Source organism: Saccharopolyspora antiqui, assembly GCF_052246905.1.
In the GTDB taxonomy this organism is placed as follows: domain Bacteria; phylum Actinomycetota; class Actinomycetes; order Mycobacteriales; family Pseudonocardiaceae; genus Saccharopolyspora.
This window is the reverse complement of the sequence record NZ_JBQQBO010000007.1, coordinates 159,499-178,743: the sequence shown is the minus strand read 5'-3', so window position 1 is coordinate 178,743 and position 19,245 is coordinate 159,499. Positions and strand designations below refer to the sequence as shown.

Here is a 19,245-nt window from a genome sequence, read left to right as displayed (position 1 = left end):
CGATTCTGCTGCGCCGATGACCGATGACGCGCTGCTGACCCGTCTGACGATGGGACTGCGGGAGCTGCGGGACGGCAACTTCCGCCGCCGCCTGGTGTTCTCCGGCGGTGGGATGGCGGCCGAGGTCGCCACTGTGTTCAACGAACTCGCCGAACGCAACCAATACCTGGTCGGCGAGTTGCAGCGGGTCAGCGCCGCTGCGGATCGGGGCGAGTGGCCGATCACCCCGATCGACTTCAACGGCGGTTCGCTGGGCGGCTGGACGGTCGCGGCGAACTCGGTGAACGGGATGGTGCGCACCCTGCTGGCGCCGATGGCCGACCTGAACCGGGTGCTGGGGGCGCTGACCCGCGGCGACCTGTCGCAGCGGATGCCGCGCCGCGCCGCCGACGTGGCGCTGCCCGGCGAGCTCTCCGGGCTGAGCACGGCGGTCAACGACATGCTCGACCAGCTGTCGCTGTTCGCCCAGGAGATCACCAGGGTGGCGCGGGAGATCGGCACCGCGGGCAAGCTCGGCGGCCAGGCGCAGGTGCCGGGTCTGGTGGGCACCTGGCGGGACCTGGCCGACGCGGTCAACGGGATGGCCGCCGACCTCACCGGCCAGCTGCGCGACATCTCGCACGTCGCGAAGGCGGTCGCCGCCGGTGACCTCACCCGCAAGATCACCGTCGAGGTCAGCGGCGAGATGCTCGACCTGAAGGTGACCATCAATACGATGGTCGACCAGCTTTCCGCGTTCGCCGACGAGGTGAGCCGGGTGGCGCGGGAGGTGGCCAGCGAAGGGCAGCTGGGTGGTCAGGCCGAGGTCCCAGGCGCCGCCGGTACCTGGCGCGGCCTGATCGACTCGGTCAACTTCATGGCCAACAACCTGACCGTGCAGGTGCGCAACATCGCCCAGGTCGCCACCGCGGTGGCCCGCGGCGACCTGTCGCAGAAGATCGACGTCGACGCCCGCGGCGAGATCCTGCAGCTGAAGAACACCCTCAACACGATGGTCGACCAGCTCTCCGCGTTCGCCGACGAGGTCACCAGGGTGGCGCGCGAGGTCGGCACCGAGGGCAAGCTCGGCGGCCAGGCGCGGGTGCACGGCGTGGCCGGTACCTGGAAGGACCTGACCGACAACGTCAACATCATGGCCGACAACCTGACCAACCAGGTGCGCAGCATCGCCCAGGTGGCCACCGCGGTGGCCGGTGGCGACCTGTCGAAGAAGATCACCGTGGAGGCCAAGGGCGAGGTCGCCGCGCTCGCCGAGACGATCAACGGGATGGTCGAGACGCTGCGCGCGTTCGCCGAGCAGGTCACGCTGGTGGCCCGCGAGGTCGGCACCGAGGGCATCCTCGGCGGCCAGGCCCGGGTGCCCAACGTCGCGGGCACCTGGAAGGACCTGACCGACAACGTCAACATCATGGCCCGCAACCTCACCAACCAGGTGCGCAACATCGCCCAGGTGACCACCGCGGTGGCCCGCGGCGACCTGTCCAAGAAGATCGATGTGGACGCCCGGGGCGAGATCCTGGAGCTCAAGACCACCATCAACACGATGGTCGACCAGCTCTCCGCGTTCGCCGCGGAAGTCACCAGGGTGGCGCGCGAGGTCGGCACCGAGGGCAAGCTCGGCGGCCAGGCCGAGGTCGCCGACGTCTCCGGCACCTGGCGGCGGCTGACCGAGAGCGTCAACCGGCTGGCCAGCAACCTCACCACCCAGGTGCGCGCCATCGCGCAGGTGGCCACCGCGGTCACCGAGGGCGATCTGACCCGGCAGATCACCGTGGACGCCTCCGGCGAGGTCGCCGAGCTCAAGGACAACATCAACGCGATGATCAGCAACCTCAAGGAGACCACCAAGGACAACCAGGAACAGGACTGGTTGAAGACCAACCTGGCGCGCATCTCGGCGCTGATGCAGGGGCAGCACGACCTGGACGCGCTCGCGCAGCTGATCATGACCGAGCTGGCCCCGCTGGTGTCCGCCCAGTACGGCGCGTTCTTCCTGAGCCGACTGGGGGCGGACGGCCGCCTGCTCCTGGAGCGCACCGCCGGGTACGGCCGCCCCAACGCCCGCGACGGCGTCCCGCCGCTGCGCTTCGAACTGGGCGAGTCGCTGGTCGGGCAGGTCGCGGCCGACCGCAAGTCGATCCTGGTCTCCGACGCGCCCCCGCAGTACGTCCGGATCAGTTCCGGGCTCGGCGAAACGTCGCCGACGAACGTGGCGATCGTGCCGGTGCTGTTCGAGGGCGAGGTGCTCGCGGTGATCGAACTGGCTTCGGTCAACACGTTCACCGCGGTGCACCTGGACCTGCTGGAACGGCTCAAGGAGACCATCGGCGTCGACGTCAACACCATCGTGGTGAACTCGCGCACCGAGGCGCTGCTGGCCGAATCCCAGCACCTGGCCAAGGAACTGCAGGCGCGTTCCGAGCAGTTGCAGCAGCAGCAGACCGAACTGCAACGCTCCAACACCGAACTGGAGGAGAAGGCGGCGCTGCTGGCCAGCCGCAACCGGGACATCGAGCTGAAGAACATCGAGATCGAACAGGCCCGCCAGGAGTTGGAGGAACGGGCCCGGCAGCTGTCCCAAGCCTCGGCCTACAAGTCGGAGTTCCTGGCCAACATGTCGCACGAGCTGCGCACCCCGCTCAACAGCGTGCTGATCCTGGCCAAGCTGCTGGCCGACAACATGGACGGCAACCTCACCTCGCAGCAGGTGGACCTGGCCAAGACCGTGCACCAGGCGGGCACCGACCTGCTGCAGCTGATCAACGACGTGCTGGACCTGTCCAAAGTGGAAGCCGGGCAGATGCACCTGCTGCCCGAGGACGTCGAACTGGCCGACCTCGCCGCGCACGTGGAGTCGCTGTACCGGCCGCTGGCGGCGGACAAGGGCCTGGACTTCACGGTGGTCGTGGCGCCGTCGGTGCCACCGAGCCTGCGCACCGACCGCAACCGGCTGGAGCAGATCGTGCGCAACCTGCTGTCCAATGCGGTGAAGTTCACCGACAAGGGCGGCGTCGAACTGCGGATCCGTCCGGCCCAGCCCACCGAGGTGCACGCCCATGGGCTGCGCCGCGCCACCCAGCGGCTGGCGTTCTCGGTGCGCGACACCGGCATCGGCATCCCGGCCGACAAGCTCAACCTGATCTTCGAGGCCTTCCAGCAGGTGGACGGCACCACGGTCCGCAAGTACGGCGGAACCGGGCTGGGGCTGTCCATCAGTCGCGAGCTGACCACCCTGCTCGGCGGCGAACTCCAGGTGCACAGCGAACCCGGCCAGGGCAGCACCTTCGTGCTGTTCCTGCCGGTCGAGCCACCGACACCGAAACCCGCGGTCAGCGCGGAGCCGGTGGTCGAGCGCCCGGCGCGCAGCTACGTGCCGACCGCGGCGGAGAGCAACCTGGACGTGGCGGTCGAGGGCATCGATCCGCCGCTGCGGTCCACCGAACTGATCCGGCAGGAGGACCACCAGCACATGCTGCGCTGCGGCGAACCGGAGAAGCACGCGTCCCTGCGGTTCAACGGGGAGAAGGTGCTGGTCGTCGACGACGACTACCGCAGCGTGCAGGCGATGAGCGCGCTGCTGGAGCAGCACGGCCTGCAGGTCGTGCACGCCGACAACCCGCTGGCCGGGCTGAACGCGATGCAGCAGCACGGCGACATCGTCATCGTGCTGATGGACGTGATGATGCCGGAGATGGACGGAAACGCCACGATCCGGATCATCCGGGAGATGCCGCGCTACCGGGATCTGACGATCATCGCGATCACCGCCAAGGCGATGAAGGGCGACCGCGAGCAGAGCATCGAGGCCGGGGCCACCGAGTGCCTGAGCAAACCGGTCGACGTCAACGTGCTGCTGGAGCTGCTCGCCGAACACCTGCCCGCCGGACGCAGCCCGGAACCGGGCGAGTAGCGGTCACTCGACCTGTTCGGGCTCCTCGGCGGTGGGCATCTCGGCGAGCTGCTCGCGGAGCTTCTGGGCCCACGCGAGGTCGCTCGCGAAGGTCGCGTCGAAGTGGTCGACGCCGTGTGGTTCGGCCATGGCTGTTCCCAACGTCAGCTGTTGACGACCACGATAACCGCTGGTGGAAGACCCTTCGGTAGGGCGTACCCGCCAACCGCGCGAACCGGTGCGGCTGGCGGGACGGGTGTGCCGGGAGGGGCGATTTCGCGCCCCGGCGAGCCGGTGGCAGGCGGATGAAAATCACAACTCCAGGTCTTTCGGCCCTATTGCCGCCGCCACCGCCAGGCATCGGTGGTGGTCAGTGCCCGGCGACTCGCTCGTCATGCGTGTTATGAGCACATCTCACCGAGACATTGCGTGATTCGCGCAGTGCTCATTATGGTGTAGCCATCGCTGCGCGGCGTGCGCGACGAATGCCCGGACGGACGCTGGCGAGCGGAAGAGCAGGTGATCATGGGATCGCGAGTCTTGGTCGTGGCGGACGACCTCAGCGGTGCCGGTGATTCCGGTATTCCCTTCGCGCTGCGCGAAATGCGCACCCTGTTGGCACTGGATGACACCGGCGACGCCGAGGTGTTCGTCGCGGACACCGACAGCCGACACGTCGAACCGAGTCGGGCGGCCGAGCGGGTGGCGGCCGCGCTGCGCGGTCACGCCGCGGGCCGGGTGGTGTTCAAGAAGATCGATTCCACGCTGCGCGGGAACCTCGCCGCCGAGATCGGCGCGCTCGTCGAGCACGCCGAGGGCACGGGTGTGCTGTTGTGCCCGGCGTCCCCGGCCACCGGGCGGACGGTGCTCGGCGGTGTCGTGCACGTGCGGGGAATTCCGTTGCACCACACGGATTCCTGGGCCGCGGAGACCGCCGAGCCGCCGGTGGACATCGCCTCGGCGCTCAAGCCGCTGGCGGTGCGGCACGTGGCGCTCGCGTCGATCCGGGGCAATCCGGTGGCACTGCGGGTAAAGCTCGCCGAACTGCTCACCGAAGCCGATGTCGTGGTCTGCGACGCGGTGGCCGGAAGCGATCTGCGGGCGGTGGTGGCGGCCGGGATGACCGCCGCGCGGCAGCCGTACTGGGTGGGTTCGGCGGGCCTGGCCGACGCGTTGGCCGAGCAGCTGCGGCCGGGTCGCGAGGTCGAACCGCCGCCACCGGTCGGCGGTCGCGCGCTCGCGGTGGTCGGCAGCGCCAGCGGGGTTTCGCGCGAACAGGCCGAATTCCTGGCCGAGCGGTTCGCGCACACCTGCCGGTTATCGGTGCGCAAACTGCTCGACGCGGACGCCGCCGACCTGGCGCGGATGTCCGAGCAGCTCAGCGACGAGCTGGCCACCGGAGATGTGGTCGTCACGCTGGACGGACCGATCGAGGTCGCCGCGGCACGTCAGCTCAACGCCGCGCTGGCCGAGGTCTGCGCACCGGCGACCGGCCACGCGGAACTGCTGGTGCTCACCGGCGGCGAGACCGCCCGCGCGGTGCTCAGCCGACGCGGCGTCACCGGTCTGCGGTTGCTGGGCGAGCTCGAACCGGGTGTGGTGCTCGCGCGCACCGAGCCGCAGCCGGGTTATGTCATCACCAAAGCCGGTGGCTTCGGCACGCCGGAAACACTGCACCGGGCCGTCGCGGCGGTTCGTTCGGGAAAGGGACTGAGATGAACCTGCCCACCATTGCCGTCACGATGGGCGATGCGGCTGGCGTCGGACCCGAGGTGGTCGTGCGCGCGCTCGTAGCACCGGAGGTGCGCGAGCTGGCCCGCTGCGTCGTGATCGGCGACGCCGCGCGACTGGCCAGGGCGGCCGAGATCTGCGGCGTCGACGTGCGGTTCAAGACCGTCGACTCGCCTGCGCAGGCCACCGGTGAACCGGGTGTGATCGAGGTGCTCGACCTGGACCTGATCCCCGATGACCTGCCCTTCGGCGAACTCTCCGAGCTGGCCGGTGAGGGTGCCTACCGGTACGTCGCGAAGGCCGCCGAGCTCGCCATGGCGGGAGGCGTGCAGGCGATCTGCACGGCGCCGCTGAACAAGGCGGCGCTGCACGCCGCCGGACACCGCTATCCCGGCCACACCGAGCTGCTGGCCGAGCTGTGCGGGGTGCCCGAGGTGTCGATGATGCTGTCCACCGGCAAGGTCCGGGTCATCCACGTGACCACCCACATCGGACTGGTCGACGCCATCGAGCGGATCGAGCCGGGGTTGGTGGAGCGCACCGTCCGACGCGGCTTCCGCACGATGGTCGATTCCGGCATCGCCGCACCGAAGATCGCGGTGTGCGGGATCAACCCGCACGCCGGGGAGAACGGGTTGTTCGGCCGCGGCGAGGAAGAGGAGAAGATCGTCCCGGCGTTGGAAGCCTGCCGCGCCGACGGCATCGACGCGCAGGGCCCGCTGCCCGCCGACACGGTGTTCTTCCGCGCCGGGCGAGGAGATTTCGACCTGGTGGTGGCGATGTACCACGACCAGGGCCACGGGCCGGTGAAGATCCTGGGTCTGGAGGCCGGGGTGAACATCACGGTGGGTCTGCCGGTGATCCGCACCTCGGTGGACCACGGGACGGCCTTCGACATCGCCGGAACCGGTCAGGCCGAGGCGGGCAGCATGATCGAGGCGTTGCGCCAGGCCGCCGCGCTGGCCCGGCGGCCGTGACTGGGAGGATTGCCCGGTGAGCACGGACTTCGGCCAGCGGATGTCCGCGGGCCAGCGGCGCGCGTTGATCGAGCGGCTTGTCACCGAGCAGGGCGCGGTGCAGGTGGAGGAGCTCGCGGAGTCGCTGGCGGTCACCCAGTCCACCATCCGCCGCGACCTCTCGCTGCTGACCGAGCAGGGCAAGCTGGCGCGCACCTACGGCGGCGCGATGCCCGCGACGGCGACCGAACCGTCGCTGGGGCAGCGCACCGCGCTGGCCACCGCGGAGAAGGACCGCATCGCGCGGTGGGCCGCCGAGCGCATCGGCGGGCCGGAGACGGTCATCCTGGATGCTGGGACGACCACCGGCCGACTGGCCCACCACCTGCGCGAACGCGCCGGGCTGACGGTGATCACCAACGGGATCACCACGCTGACCGAACTGGCCGACGCCGATGCGGTGCAGGTGATCGCGCTGGCCGGGGAGATGCGGCACATCAGCCAGGGATTCGTCGGACCACTGGCCGAACTGACCCTGACCCGGCTCACCGCCGACAAGGTCTTCCTCGGCGCGGACGGCTTGGACGCGCGGTTGGGCATCTGCGAGGCGAGCCTGCTGCAAACCCGCCTGAAGGAGCAGATGATGGCGCGCGGCCGCGAGGTCTACGTGCTGGCCGACAGCAGCAAGCTCAGCGCCGCCCCGTTCAACGCCTGGGCTCCGCTGCCCGCGGCCTGGACGCTCGTCACCGACCGCGGCGCCACCGACGGGGATCTGGCGCCGTTTCGGGCCCTGCCCGGCGCCGAGGTCGTCGTGGTGTGACCGCATTGCCGCAGCGGTCAGTCAGGAGGGAAACGCGCGGATGTCGCGCACGACGATGTCGTGGGCGTCCGTCCAGCGGGTTCGGGCGAGGCGGTCGCGCAGGTCGTCCAGCCGGTAGGCCGACATGTTGGTATCGCCAACGGATATAGACTTGTCCCCATGCAGCCCACCGATGACGCGCCGCCGACCGCACTGCGCCAGAGTCCGAGTTGGCTCATCGGCCAGGCTTCCGCGTACGCGCACCGGCTGGTCAGCGACGGGCTGGCCACCGTCGGGGCGCGGCGCTACCACTTCTCGGTGCTGTCCGCGCTCGCCGAGCGCGGCCCGGTCAGCCAGATCGCCCTCGGCCGCAGCTGCCACCTCGACCGCAGCGACATCGCCGCCGTCGTCGGCGAACTGGGCGAACACGGCCACATCGAGCGCCAGCCGGACCCGACCGACCTGCGCCGCAACATCGTGACGATCACTCCCGAGGGCACCCGGCACCTGGCACAGCTGCGCCGCCTGGTGGCCGAGGCGCAGGACGACCTGCTCGCGCCCCTCGACGAGGACGACCGGCAGCGATTGCTGTCCCTGATGACCCAGGTGGTCGAGCACCACGCCACCCTGCGAGGCGCGGGCTGGGCCTGACGCCCAGCAGCGGTGGCCTTCCTGCGTGACCTGAATTCGGGTGCCGGGAAACCGGAATCCACCCAAGAACCGGCAGCGGTTACAGGTTGCGGGCGCCCGGGTCCGGTGATGGCAGCGTCTTCGGCAGGCCGGGGCGTCGCAGTGCTCCACAAAGGACCGCCGATACCAGCGACAACGCCGCTGCGGCGAGCAGGGCGGTGGGGAAGCCCCACTGCGCGGTGGCCAGCGCGGCCAAGCCGATGCCGACCACCCCGCTGACCGCCTTGGCGCTGTAGATCAGGCCGTGCACCTCGGCGCTGCGCTGCTCGCCGAAGAACTCCCGGGCCAGCGCGGCGAACAGCGGGTAGAACGCACCGCCACCGATCCCGGCCACCGTGGCGCCCGCGAGCATCAGTGCGGTCGACTGCTGCACGACAGCGCCCAGCAGCAGGATCTGGCCGATCGCCTGGACCGTCACCACCCAGCGCAGCGTGCGGCGGCATCCGATCCGGTCGGCGACCGGGATGGCCAGCGCCCGACCGGCGCCGTTGGTCGCCACGAACGCGGCCGCGGCCAACGCCGGGGCCAGCGATCCCGCGAACAGCACCAGGAACGCGGCGTTGAACAGCGACACCGTCGCCGCGCAGAACAGGCACGCGGACATCACCGGAAGCACCGAGGTGCGCAGCGCTTCGCGGGCCGAGTACTGCCGCACCGCGGGCGGGCTCATCCGGCCGGGACCGGTCCGGGCCCACTGCCGGGGATCGACGTGCGCCGGCCACCAGTCGCGCGGGGGATCGGCCAGCAGCAACCCGCAGCCCAGCACCGCGACGAACAGCACCAGCGCGAAAACATCCAGTGCCGTGGTCACGTTCTGCGGCCTGAGCACCAGTGCGATGACGAACGGGGTCGATCCGTACGCGAACGCGCCGGTGACGAAACCGACCCGGGCGGCGGCCCGTTCGGGGAACCACTTGCCCGCCGTCGAAGTGCACGCGGCGTAGACCAGACCGGCCCCGGTACCGCCGATCACCGAATACCCCACCAGCAGGCCGAGCAGGGTCTGCGAGTGCGCCAAGCTGAGGATCCCGGTCGCGCACATGAAAGCGCCCGCTACCAGCACCGGTCGGGGTCCGATGCGGTTGCGTTGGCGCAAGTGCGCGACCGGGAAGCCTGCCCCAGCTTGGAAAACCGCCCATCCGGCCAGCACCCAGAACAGGGTGCCGGTGCGGTACCCGGTGGCGGCCAGCGCGGGCACCGCCGCGCCGTAGGCGTACTGCATGGTGCCGACGACGAGCATCGGCAGCCAGCACAGCCGCAGCATCGTTTCGCGGGAGCGCCCGATGAGGTCCTGCGGCTGTTCACCGACCCGGTACCGGCGGCCGTGGTGGTCGCGGACCTCCAGGTTCGGCGTGTGCAGGCCGATCATCGGCCACTGCCCGGTCATGCCGGGCTACCCGCCTCGACCAGACCGAGCCGGTGCGCCCCGGTGTAGACGTTCATGCTCCTGCCGCGCAGGAAACCGACCAGCGTCAGGCCGGATTCCGCCGCCAGGTCCACCGCCAGCGAGGACGGTGCGGAAACCGCCGCCAGCATCGGGATCCCGGCCATCACCGCCTTCTGCACGAGTTCGAAGGAGGCTCGACCGCTGACCATGAGTACGGTTCCGGCCAGCGGCAACCGGCCTTCGCGCAGTGCCCAGCCGACGACCTTGTCCACGGCGTTGTGCCGCCCCACGTCTTCGCGCAGGCACAGCAGTTCGCCGTCGAGGTTGAACAGGCCGCTGGCGTGCAGGCCGCCGGTGCGGTCGAAAACCCGCTGGGCGGAGCGCAACCGGTGGGGGAGTTCGGTCAGCAGCTCCGGATCCAACGACGCGGGGTCGTCGCGGACCGGCCAGGTCGCCACGGTGCGGACCGCGTCGAGGCTGGCCTTTCCGCAGACCCCGCAGGACGACGTGGTGTAGAAGTTGCGTTGCAGGGAGGTGTCCGGCGGGGTGGTGCCGGGCGCGAGCGAGACGTCGAGAACGTTGTAGGTGTTCACGCCGTCATCGGTCGCGCCCGCGCAGTAGCGGATGCCGAGGAGCTCGTCGGTGCGGCGAACCGCACCTTCGCTGACCAGAAAACCGGCCGCCAGGTCGAAGTCGTTGCCCGGCGTGCGCATGGTCACCGTCAAAGGTTTCCCGTCGAGGCGGATCTCCAGCGGTTCCTCCGTGACGAGCGTGTCGGGACGGGCCCGACGCACACCGTCTTGGAGGCTGATCACACGCCGCCTACTGGTCACTCGGCCCACAAGGCATCACCCGCTTCGCCACATCCGCTCTTGCACCCAAACGAAGCCGATCGCGAACCCGACGCTGACCAATGCCTGGAAGGCCAGGAAGGCCAGCAGGTCCGGCGGCAACGCGAACTGTTCGTTGAGCACCAGGCGGGTACCCACCTCCTGGAAGAGCCGTGCGATCGGGAACGCGAGCAGCCAGTAGAGCGCCACGGGCGCGAAGGCGCCGCTACGCAGCACCCCTCGCGCCCGCAGCAAACTGCAACCCGCACCCAGCACGACCAACGGCAGGCCGAGCGTGACCGCGGTGACCGCGGCCCAGCTCGACGGCATACCGCTGACGAGCGCCAGCCCGCCTGCGAACAGGCCGGCGATCGTCCCGATTACCAATCCCGGCGTGGTGATCTGGCTGGTGAGTGTCATGTCAACTCACGACCACTCCGAAGGCGAAGAGGCAGAAGAACAGCATCCCGAGGTAGAACACCGCACCGAAACCGATGATCAGGTTGATGAACAGGTTCGGTCGGATTGGCTTGGGCAACAGGATGTTGTTCACCAGGAGCAGCACGATGCAGTAGGCACCCATCGCGAACGCGGACAAGAAGGAGAGCGTGTCCAGGATCGAGGCGGGGCCGTCAGCCGGGCCGAACAGCAGGATCAGGATGCCCAGGATGATGAGGCCCCAAAGGAAGGCCGCATACAGGTGGGACATCCGGAACCGTCGTGCACCAGGCACGAAGTGGTACGTCATATCGGCCTGACCGCGGGAGAACGAGTCGAACAGGCCGAGTGTTGCGTTGAGACCGATCAGCGCGACGAACAAGAGGAACACCGAACCGAGCACCGGTGCGCCCGCCGAGCTGAAGGCATCGGCCATCGCGTTCAGCGACGCATCCTGGTCACCGGCCGCGATCAGTTCCTTCACGTTGGGGTTCTCACGTGCCGCGGACTGAGCGAGGACGGTGAACGAGACGGTCACCAACATGGTGATGCCCCAGAAGAGCAGCAGCGCGTCGAAGGTGACCCAACGCCGCCAGCCCTTCCACTTGCGCAACTCGTCGGGGTCATCGGTGTCGAACATGAACCCGCGCGAGGGCATCGCCTCTTCTTCCCCGGCGCTGCGCAGGCCGCGGATCCGAGGGATGTGCGCGCCCATGCCCGCGCCCTTGTCCCGCAGGTGCAGCGTGTACCACATCTGCTGCATACCCGACGGACCGGCGAAGGCGATGGCCCCGACCACGACCGGGAACCACTGCGCCGACATCGCGTCAGCCGGGAAGTAGCCGAAGTGGAACATCCCGGCGAGGGTGCTGGTCAGGTCGGAGAGGTTCCCGACCATCGAAGCAACCACCGCGGTGCCCACCACCAGGAGACCGATCGTCAACGACAGCACTTTTTCGAGTACGTCGTAGATCACCTTGGCCAGTGTGAATACCGCGCCCACAAGCAGCATGCCGACGACCGCTGATGCCTGCCACGGGATTCCGGTGACCTGCTCCAGCGCCGCCGCACCCGCTGACAGGTGGCCCGGCCAGATGTAGACGGCGATCGCGGTGATGAAGAAGAACCACATTATCGGCTTCGCGATTCGGGCCGCGCCGGAGAAGATGCTCTCACCGGTTGCCATCGCGTAGCGGGCCATCTCCAGCATCACGACAGCCTGCAGGGTAACGCCGATGAAGAACAGCCAGCGGATCTCCGGCCCGAACAGCAGCACTAATCGGGGCCACAGGTAGGACTCGCCCATGCCGACCCCGAGTGCGACCAAGAACACGGTGGGGCCGAGAAAGTGCACAGAAGGTGGTGATTCGGGCAGTTTGCGGATCGGCATCGGTTCCAGCCGACCCGCCTTCCACACCCGAGTATCTGTTGTTATCTCAGGTTCTGCATCTCTCCCAGGCGCTTTTTCAGCGTCCACATCGGACCTCCTTGTCCCACGTACGGATTCGCTGTGCTTTGGTTGTGCTGTGAACTAGTACCGCGCAGGTGACCGGTCGTGCTGGACACCTGCGCGGGGCTAGTTCTCAACCGAGAAGACCAGCCGCACGGGCCCACTGGTACTTCGCGCCCAAAACGGCGACGGGTTTCTCGGTCGTATAGGGGAAGGCGACGATGCCGTGGTCGAACAGGTACTCGGCGGCCTTCTCAACTTCGGTGTCGCCGGCCAGCGACACCACGATCGGCTTGTCGTTGCCCTCGGCGCGGGCTTCCTCGGCCACTCGCGAGGCCAGCTCCGCGAACACCATCGGCGGGGTGACGATGGTGTGCCAGTAACCGAGGATCAGCGAGTGGATCCGCGGGTCCCGCAACCCCAGCCGGATGGTGGCCTCGTAGGTGCTCGGCGGCTCACCACCGGTGATGTCGATCGGGTTGCCCGCGGCACCGAACGGCGGGATGTAGCGCCGGAACTCCTCGTCGAGGTCCGGCGGGATGTCCATCAGCGTCAGCCCGTTCGCCACGCAGGCGTCCGACAGCAGCACCCCGGAGCCACCGGCACCGGTGATGATGACGACGTTCTCGCCCTTCGGGGTGGGCAGCACCGGGATGCCGCGCGCGTACTCCAGCATCTCGTTGAGCCCCGGTGCCCGGACCACGCCGGACTGCCGCAGGATGTCGTCGTAGACCTTGTCGTTACCGGCCAGGGCCCCGGTGTGCGAACTCGCCGCCCGGGCACCCATGTCGGTGCGACCGGCCTTGAGCACCACGACCGGCTTCTTCTTGGTGACCCGCTGGGCGGCGTCGACGAACGCCCGGCCGTCCTTGAGGTCCTCCAGGTGCATCGCCACGACCTGCGTGTTGTCGTCGTGCTCGAAGAACGTCAGCAGGTCGTCTTCGTCCACATCGGACTTGTTGCCGAGCCCGACGATCGCCGACACACCCATCTTGGTGGTCCGGCTGAAGCCGAGGATGGCCATCCCGATGCCGCCGCTCTGCGAGGTCAGCGCCACCCCGCCGCGCACGTCGTAGGGCGTGCAGAAGGTCGCGCAGAGGTTCTGCGGCGTGTAGTAGTAGCCGTAGATGTTCGGGCCGAGCAGCCGGATCCCGTGCTTGCGCGCGATCTCCACGACCTCGTCCTGCATTTCCTGGTTGCCGGTCTCGGCGAACCCGGAGGGGATCAGGACGGCCGCGGCGATCTTCTTCTGGCCGCATTCTTCCAGCGCCCCGGCCACGAACTTGGCCGGAACGGTGAACACCGCGACGTCGACGCTGCCGGGGACGTCGGTGATGCTGCGGTAGGCCTTGCGACCCAGGATCTCGTCGGCCTTCGGGTTGATCGGGTAGATCTCGCCCGCGTAGCCGCCGTTGATCAGGTTCTTCATGACCGAGTTGCCGATCTTGCCGTCCTCGTTGGACGCCCCGATCACGGCGACGCTACTCGGGTTCATCAGCCGCTGCATGCTCGCCAGGATTTCCTCCTGCGAGTGCTGTGCGGGCCTGGTGGGCGTCTCGGACTCCAGCACGATCCGCACGTCGGCGGCGACCGCCCCGGCCGCGGTGGCGAACACCGGGTTGAGGTCGAGCTCGCTGATCTCCGGGAAATCGTTCACCAGGTCGGAAACCCGACGGAGCACGTCGGCCAGCGCGTCGGCATCGACCGGCTCGCTGCCGCGCGCACCGCGCAGCACATCGGCCGCGGCGATGTCGCCGAGCATCGCATGTGCCTGCTCCGACGTGAGGGGAGCGAGCCGGAAGGTGATGTCCTTGAGGACCTCCACCAGGATGCCGCCGAGCCCGAACGCGACCACCTTGCCGAAGGTCGGGTCGGTGGTGGCGCCGATGATCACCTCGTGGCCGCTGACCATCTGCTGCACCTGCACTCCGGCGATGGCCGGGTTCTCGGTGAAGGCGTGGGCGTTGGCCAGGATCTGCTCGTAGCCCTCGCGGACCGCGTCGTCGCCGCTGACGTCGATGAGCACGCAGCCTGCGTCGGTTTTGTGCAGAATGTCCGGTGAAACGATCTTCAGCGCCACCGGACCACCGAACTGCTGGGCCAGCGACACCGCCTCATCGGCGCTCGTCGCCAGACCCTCGCCCGCGGTTGGGATGCCGTAGGCGTCGCAAAGCAGTTTCGCCTCGGGGGCGGTCAGCGCTGCCCTGCCCTCGGCCCGGACCGCGTCGAGTACCTCTCGTACGCGGGCACCGTCGTATGACATTTCTCAGATCACTCCGTTCGCCTTGAGCTCTGCCAGCTCGGTTTCGTCGATGCCCAGTCGCTGCTGGAAGATCTCAGCGGTGTGCTCGCCGAGCAGCGGGGACCGCTCGATCTCGACCGGGGAGTCGGACAGCTTGATCGGGCACCCGACGGTCTTGAACGCCCCGCGTTCGGGGTGGTCGACGGTGACGATCATGTCATTGTCGGCCAGCGAGGCGTCCTCGATGATCTCCTGCGTCGACAGGATCGGACCGCACGGGATGTTGTGCTCGTTCAGCGCCGCCAGCACCTGCCACTTGTCCAGGCCGAGCGTCCACTCCTCGATCATGCTGAACATCTTGTCCAGTTTGGACAGTCGGGCCTCGGGGGTGGCCCAGTCGGGGTCATCGACGAGTTCGGGGCGGCCGATGAGGCGGGCGATCGGGGCCCAGCCCTGCGGCTGCACGATGACGTAGATGTAATCGTTGGCACCGCCGGGCTTGCAGCGCACCGCCCAACCGGGCTGGCCGCCGCCGGAGGCGTTGCCCGAGCGCGGCACCTCGTCGCCGAAGCTGGCGTTGGGGTACTCCCGCAGCGCGCCGTGGGCCAGTCGCTGCTGGTCGCGCAGCTTCACCCGGCACAGGTTGAGCACGGCGTGCTGCATCGCCACCGAAACCCGTTGACCCTGCCCGCTCTTCTCGCGCTGCAACAGCGCGGCGAGGATCCCGGCCACGGTGTGGATACCGGTGCCGGAGTCGCCGATCTGCGCACCGGTGGCCAGCGGCGGGCCGTCTTCGAAGCCGGTGGTGCTCATCGATCCGCCCATCGCCTGGGCGACCACTTCGTAAGCCTTGTAGTGCGTGTACGGCCCATCGCCGAAGCCCTTGATGGAGGCGTAGATCAGCTTCGGGTTGATCTCCTGCAGCTTCTCCCAGGTGAAGCCCATCCGGTCCACGGTGCCCGGCCCGAAGTTCTCCACCAGCACGTCGGACTCGGCGACCAGCTGGGTGAAGATCTCCTTGCCGCGATCGGACTTCATGTTCAGCGTGATGCTGCGCTTGTTGCAGTTGAGCATCGTGAAGTAGAGGCTGTCGACATCCTCGATGTCGCGCAGCTGGCGACGGGTGATATCGCCGGTCGGTGCCTCCAGTTTGACCACGTCGGCTCCGAGCCAGGCCAGGATCTGGGTCGCGGACGGTCCAGATTGGACATGTGTCATGTCCAGCACCCGAACACCTTCAAGTGCAGTCATGTCAAGCCCCTCACTTGTACATGGTCTGGTTCATGGTGCCCGGCGCGTAGACCTCCGGATCCACCCAGACGTTGATCAGCGACGGTTTACCCGATTCGCGGGCGCGGAGCAGCGCCGGGCCGATGTCGGCCGGGTCGCGGACTTCCTCGCCATAACCACCCAGCAGCTGGGCGAACTTGCTGTACTCGATGTCACCGAGCGTGTTGCCGACGCGGCCGCGGTCCTCGCCGTACTTGGCGATCTGGCCGTAGCGGATCTGGTTCGTCCGCTTCTCGTGGGCGGCCGTCTCCACCTCCCGCAGCTCCTCCGCGTCTTCATCAACGCATCCGTCGTAGATGTCGATGATGTGCCCGCCGCAAAGCGTGAAGATCGTGTCAACGCCCTCTGTCTTGAGAGCCTTGGCGACAAGGTGACCGCCGGATATCAGCTGGGGTTCGCCTGCTAGGTCGGTTGAAGTCTGGGCCATGTGCGCTCTCTTCCTTCCCTTAGCTCCCCTTAGCAGCTGTGCCTGCGGTCGGTTCCATACTGCATACCGTATGAGGTCCTCCAGGGATACCGCAGAACCCCCCGGGTGTCCATAGTTCGATACCGAACTCTTACCTGCTCGATCTTTGTCCACTGTGGATGCTCCAGCAGTGATTATGCTGGTTGATCGTTTGTGGTATGGGCTGGAGCCGAGCCCCGGGTCGGCAAAATATTGCCGAAAACTCTCCATACTGTATACTGCATGCACCGACACCAACGCCTGGCCGCCTGACCAGAGCGGAGATCATCGTGAAAGTCGCTGTTCTCGGCGCCGGTGCCATCGGCGCTTACGTGGGCGCATGTCTGCACCGCGCAGGTGCGGAGGTGAGTCTGATAGCGCGCGGCGCGCACTTGGCGGCGCTACGCCGCGACGGGGTCGTGGTTCGGAGTCCGCGCGGGGACTTCGTGGCACGACCAGCGGTCACCGACGACCCGGCCGAGGTTGGTCCGGTGGACCACGTCTTTCTCGGTTTGAAGGCCTACTCCTATGCAACGTCCGGCCCGCTGGTCGAGCCGTTGATGCACGAACGCACCACGTTCATCGCCGCGCAAAACGGCATCCCGTGGTGGTACTTCCACGGGTTGTCCGGACCGTACCAGGACTACCGCATCCAGACGGTGGACCCCGACGGTGCGGTCAGCAAGGTGCTGGCGCCGGAGCGGGCGATCGGCTGCGTGGTCTACGCGGCCACCGAGCTCGAATCGCCCGGTGTGGTGCGGCACCTGGAAGGCACGCGGTTCTCCATCGGCGAGCCCGACGGCAGCATCTCCACCCGCTGTCGCGAGTTCAGTGACGCCATGATCGCCGGTGGCCTGAAATGTCCGGTCGAGGCGGATTTGCGCCGCGACATCTGGATCAAACTGATGGGAAACATCGCCTTCAACCCGATCAGTGCGCTGACTCGGGCGACGCTGGCGGCGATGTGCCGACACCAAGGGGTCCGGGATTTGGTCGCCATGATGATGGCCGAAACCCTGGAAGTTGCCGCCGCCCTCGGATGTCATCCCGAAATCGCGATCGAACGGCGGATCGTCGGTGCCGAGCGCACCGGCGAGCACAAGACGTCCACGCTGCAGGACCTGGAAAAGGGCAAACCGCTGGAATTGGCCGCAATGCTGGCCGCGGTGGTGGAACTGGCCGATCTGGTCGGTGCCGAGGTGCCGAGCCTCCGGGTCATCAACGCGCTGGGCGATCTGCTCGAAAAGCGCCCCGTCGTACCGGCGGCGTGAGGGGTCGCGCGGATCGGGTGTCTCAGACGGCTCGATCCGCGCGACTGCCCGCACCCGTGGACGTGGGCGCGGCACAGGTGATCCGGCAGGTCACCGAGGCTCGGCTGACCGGACGGGACGGCGCAGCGTCCCGACCGGCCGGAAGTGGGCGGCCGATTCCGGTCAGCCGAGCCGACCGCACCAACTGGCGGTGCGATTCCACCATTTGCGGGCTGGGACCGCAGGCCCGGCGCGCGGTGGAATCGGCGGCCGAACAATTCGGCGCGTTCGGGAGGGGGAATCGGCATGACCGCGGCAGATCTTCCGCAGCGGCCAGCAGGGTCTACTTTGGACGGAGAAGACGTTGGCAACCCGGGGAACTCAATCGTCCTGAGCGCGTGCACCGCACTGGAGAACCCGGTGCCGATGCCGCGCAGGGCCCTTCCGGACGCGCCGCCCGAAGATCGCTACCGGCGACCGCCGGGTGAGCGCTACCAGCACGAAGATCTCGACCGGATCAACCCCTTGCGCCGCCCGAACCTGGGCGGCAGGGGCTCGCGGCACGTCTTGGCCGGGCAGTGGGAGGTGCGATCGTGACGCGGCGAGCGGGCAACTACCGCAACAGCCTCGATCGCATCCTGCACGCGGTCCTCGAACCGGCCGCACGAGACGCGGATGACCTGGGCCGGTTCCCCCGACCGGCGATCAACGCCCTGGGACAGGCCGGAATCCTCGGCCTGACGCTGCCGACGCGTTACGGCGGTGGCGGCCACGGGCTCGGCGAAGCGGTCCAGGTCATCTCGCAGGTGGCCCGGATCTGCGGTTCGACGGCGACGGTTCTGCAAGCGCATTTCGCAGCCGTGGCGGTGCTATCCCGATACGCACCGCCGGAACTGCTGCACGAGATCGCGGCCGGTCGGCACTTGAGCACGCTCGCGCTGTCAGAAGTGGGCGAGCGCCCGTTCGTCCCGACCGGCCGGTCCCACGAACACGGCGGAGTGGTGGACCTGCACGCCCGCAAGAGCTGGGTGAGTGCGGCCGGCGAAGCCGACAGCTACATCTGGTCCAGCCGCGCACTGGGTGCTTCGGGAGCCAGCACCCTGTGGCTGGTCCCCGCGGCCGCGCCGGGCATGTGCGTCCCGGCCGCGGTCGACGGGGTGGGGTTGCGGGGCAGCGCGACGGCCACGATCACCGCCGACCCGGTCCAGGTCCCGGTGTCGGCGATGCTGGGCGAGGACGGCGGCGGCGTGGACCTGGCGCTGACGACGGTGCTGCCCTGGTTGCTGGCCCTGAACGCGGCGCTGGCGCTCGGTCTGATGGAATCGGTCGTGCGGCGCTCGGTGGAGTGCGTCAACGGCCCTCAGCCGTCCTGGGCGCGCTGGCAGGACCCACCGTCGCGCCAGGCCGACGTTCGAGCCGACCTGGCTCGGATGCAGACGAAGCTCGACACCGTCCGGCTGATGCTCGCCGACGCGGTCCAAGCGGCCTGGCAGGAACCGGCTAACGCCCAACGTCGCCTGCTCCAGGTGCGGGCGACCGCCGGGGAAAGCGCGGTGCAGGTGGCGGAACTGGGCATGAAGGTCTGCGGCCAGTTCGCCTTCCGCAAGGAGTTCGGCATCGAACGCCGCTTCCGGGACGCCCACACGGCGACCTACGGCCAACTCCCCACCGACACCGCCCTGGACTACCTGGGCCGAACCCTCTGCGACCTCCCATTCCTGACCTGACCACCCAGCGGACTAGCGGAACGCCCTCCGGACTTTTGCCGCAGCGCCCGGCCCCGGCCAACAGCTCAAAGCAAGTGCGCTCAGGCAAGCGCCAAGCAATTGCCATCAGGGAAGGGCTAAG

Annotated in this window: 15 protein-coding genes and 2 pseudogenes; 8 read left to right on the top strand and 9 right to left on the bottom strand. The window is 68.4% G+C overall.

The window, feature by feature from the left end:
• Nucleotides 1-16 precede the first annotated feature (16 nt).
• Nucleotides 17-3,910, top strand: coding sequence for a HAMP domain-containing protein (locus ACTWQN_RS14360; RefSeq protein WP_443203942.1), 3,894 nt, complete (start codon nt 17-19; stop codon nt 3,908-3,910).
• Between the two features lie 3 nt (nt 3,911-3,913).
• Here ACTWQN_RS14360 and ACTWQN_RS14355 read toward each other — a convergent pair whose 3' ends face one another.
• Nucleotides 3,914-4,039 carry a hypothetical protein gene (locus tag ACTWQN_RS14355; protein WP_443203941.1) on the bottom strand — a complete coding sequence of 42 codons (126 nt, stop codon included), beginning with the start codon at nt 4,037-4,039 and terminating at the stop codon, nt 3,914-3,916.
• A gap of 375 nt (nt 4,040-4,414) precedes the next feature.
• Between ACTWQN_RS14355 and ACTWQN_RS14350 the strand changes: the two genes are divergently transcribed.
• From ACTWQN_RS14350 to ACTWQN_RS14335, 4 genes are all read left to right on the top strand, one after another.
• Nucleotides 4,415-5,608 (top strand): four-carbon acid sugar kinase family protein, encoded by a 1,194-nt coding sequence (locus ACTWQN_RS14350; RefSeq protein WP_443203940.1) that lies wholly within the window; start codon nt 4,415-4,417, stop codon nt 5,606-5,608.
• Nucleotides 5,605-6,597 (top strand): 4-hydroxythreonine-4-phosphate dehydrogenase PdxA, encoded by a 993-nt coding sequence (gene pdxA / locus ACTWQN_RS14345; protein WP_443203939.1) that lies wholly within the window; start codon nt 5,605-5,607, stop codon nt 6,595-6,597. Before ACTWQN_RS14350 ends, pdxA begins: the two co-directional genes overlap by 4 nt.
• A gap of 16 nt (nt 6,598-6,613) precedes the next feature.
• Nucleotides 6,614-7,396 (top strand): DeoR/GlpR family DNA-binding transcription regulator, encoded by a 783-nt coding sequence (locus ACTWQN_RS14340; protein ID WP_443203938.1) that lies wholly within the window; start codon nt 6,614-6,616, stop codon nt 7,394-7,396.
• A 159-nt stretch (nt 7,397-7,555) separates the two neighbouring features.
• Nucleotides 7,556-8,026, top strand: a complete 471-nt coding sequence (locus ACTWQN_RS14335) for a MarR family winged helix-turn-helix transcriptional regulator (protein ID WP_443203937.1) — start codon at nt 7,556-7,558, stop codon at nt 8,024-8,026.
• Nucleotides 8,027-8,105: 79 nt separating this feature from the next.
• Here ACTWQN_RS14335 and ACTWQN_RS14330 read toward each other — a convergent pair whose 3' ends face one another.
• The 8 genes and pseudogenes from ACTWQN_RS14330 to ACTWQN_RS14295 form a co-directional block, all read right to left on the bottom strand.
• Nucleotides 8,106-9,452, bottom strand: a complete 1,347-nt coding sequence (locus tag ACTWQN_RS14330) for an OFA family MFS transporter (RefSeq protein ID WP_443203936.1) — start codon at nt 9,450-9,452, stop codon at nt 8,106-8,108.
• Entirely contained in the window at nt 9,449-10,294 is an 846-nt protein-coding gene (gene fdhD / locus ACTWQN_RS14325; RefSeq protein WP_443203935.1) for a formate dehydrogenase accessory sulfurtransferase FdhD, read from the bottom strand. Before fdhD ends, ACTWQN_RS14330 begins: the two co-directional genes overlap by 4 nt.
• A 6-nt stretch (nt 10,295-10,300) precedes the next feature.
• Nucleotides 10,301-10,702, bottom strand: a complete 402-nt coding sequence (locus ACTWQN_RS14320) for a hypothetical protein (protein WP_443203934.1) — start codon at nt 10,700-10,702, stop codon at nt 10,301-10,303.
• Between the two features lies 1 nt (nt 10,703).
• A complete protein-coding gene (locus ACTWQN_RS14315; RefSeq protein ID WP_443203933.1) occupies nt 10,704-12,053 on the bottom strand; it encodes an Nramp family divalent metal transporter in 1,350 nt (449 codons plus the stop codon).
• Nucleotides 12,054-12,303: 250 nt separating this feature from the next.
• Entirely contained in the window at nt 12,304-14,433 is a 2,130-nt protein-coding gene (locus ACTWQN_RS14310; protein ID WP_443203932.1) for an acetate--CoA ligase family protein, read from the bottom strand.
• Between the two features lie 3 nt (nt 14,434-14,436).
• Nucleotides 14,437-15,663, bottom strand: a complete 1,227-nt coding sequence (frc, locus tag ACTWQN_RS14305) for a formyl-CoA transferase (RefSeq protein ID WP_443203931.1) — start codon at nt 15,661-15,663, stop codon at nt 14,437-14,439.
• Nucleotides 15,664-15,673: 10 nt separating this feature from the next.
• Nucleotides 15,674-15,928, bottom strand: a pseudogene (locus ACTWQN_RS14300) (thiamine pyrophosphate-binding protein); the annotation flags it as partial.
• 36 nt (nt 15,929-15,964) lie between these two features.
• Nucleotides 15,965-16,129, bottom strand: a pseudogene (locus tag ACTWQN_RS14295) (thiamine pyrophosphate-binding protein); the annotation flags it as partial.
• 197 nt (nt 16,130-16,326) lie between these two features.
• On the opposite strand from ACTWQN_RS14295, the gene ACTWQN_RS14290 reads away from it, so the two are divergent.
• From ACTWQN_RS14290 to ACTWQN_RS14280, 3 genes are all read left to right on the top strand, one after another.
• On the top strand, nt 16,327-17,418 hold the full coding sequence (locus ACTWQN_RS14290) for a 2-dehydropantoate 2-reductase (protein ID WP_443203930.1): 1,092 nt from the start codon (nt 16,327-16,329) through the stop codon (nt 17,416-17,418).
• Between the two features lie 405 nt (nt 17,419-17,823).
• Nucleotides 17,824-17,994, top strand: a complete 171-nt coding sequence (locus ACTWQN_RS14285) for a hypothetical protein (protein ID WP_443203929.1) — start codon at nt 17,824-17,826, stop codon at nt 17,992-17,994.
• A complete protein-coding gene (locus ACTWQN_RS14280; protein ID WP_443203928.1) occupies nt 17,991-19,124 on the top strand; it encodes an acyl-CoA dehydrogenase family protein in 1,134 nt (377 codons plus the stop codon). Before ACTWQN_RS14285 ends, ACTWQN_RS14280 begins: the two co-directional genes overlap by 4 nt.
• Nucleotides 19,125-19,245: the final 121 nt, after the last annotated feature.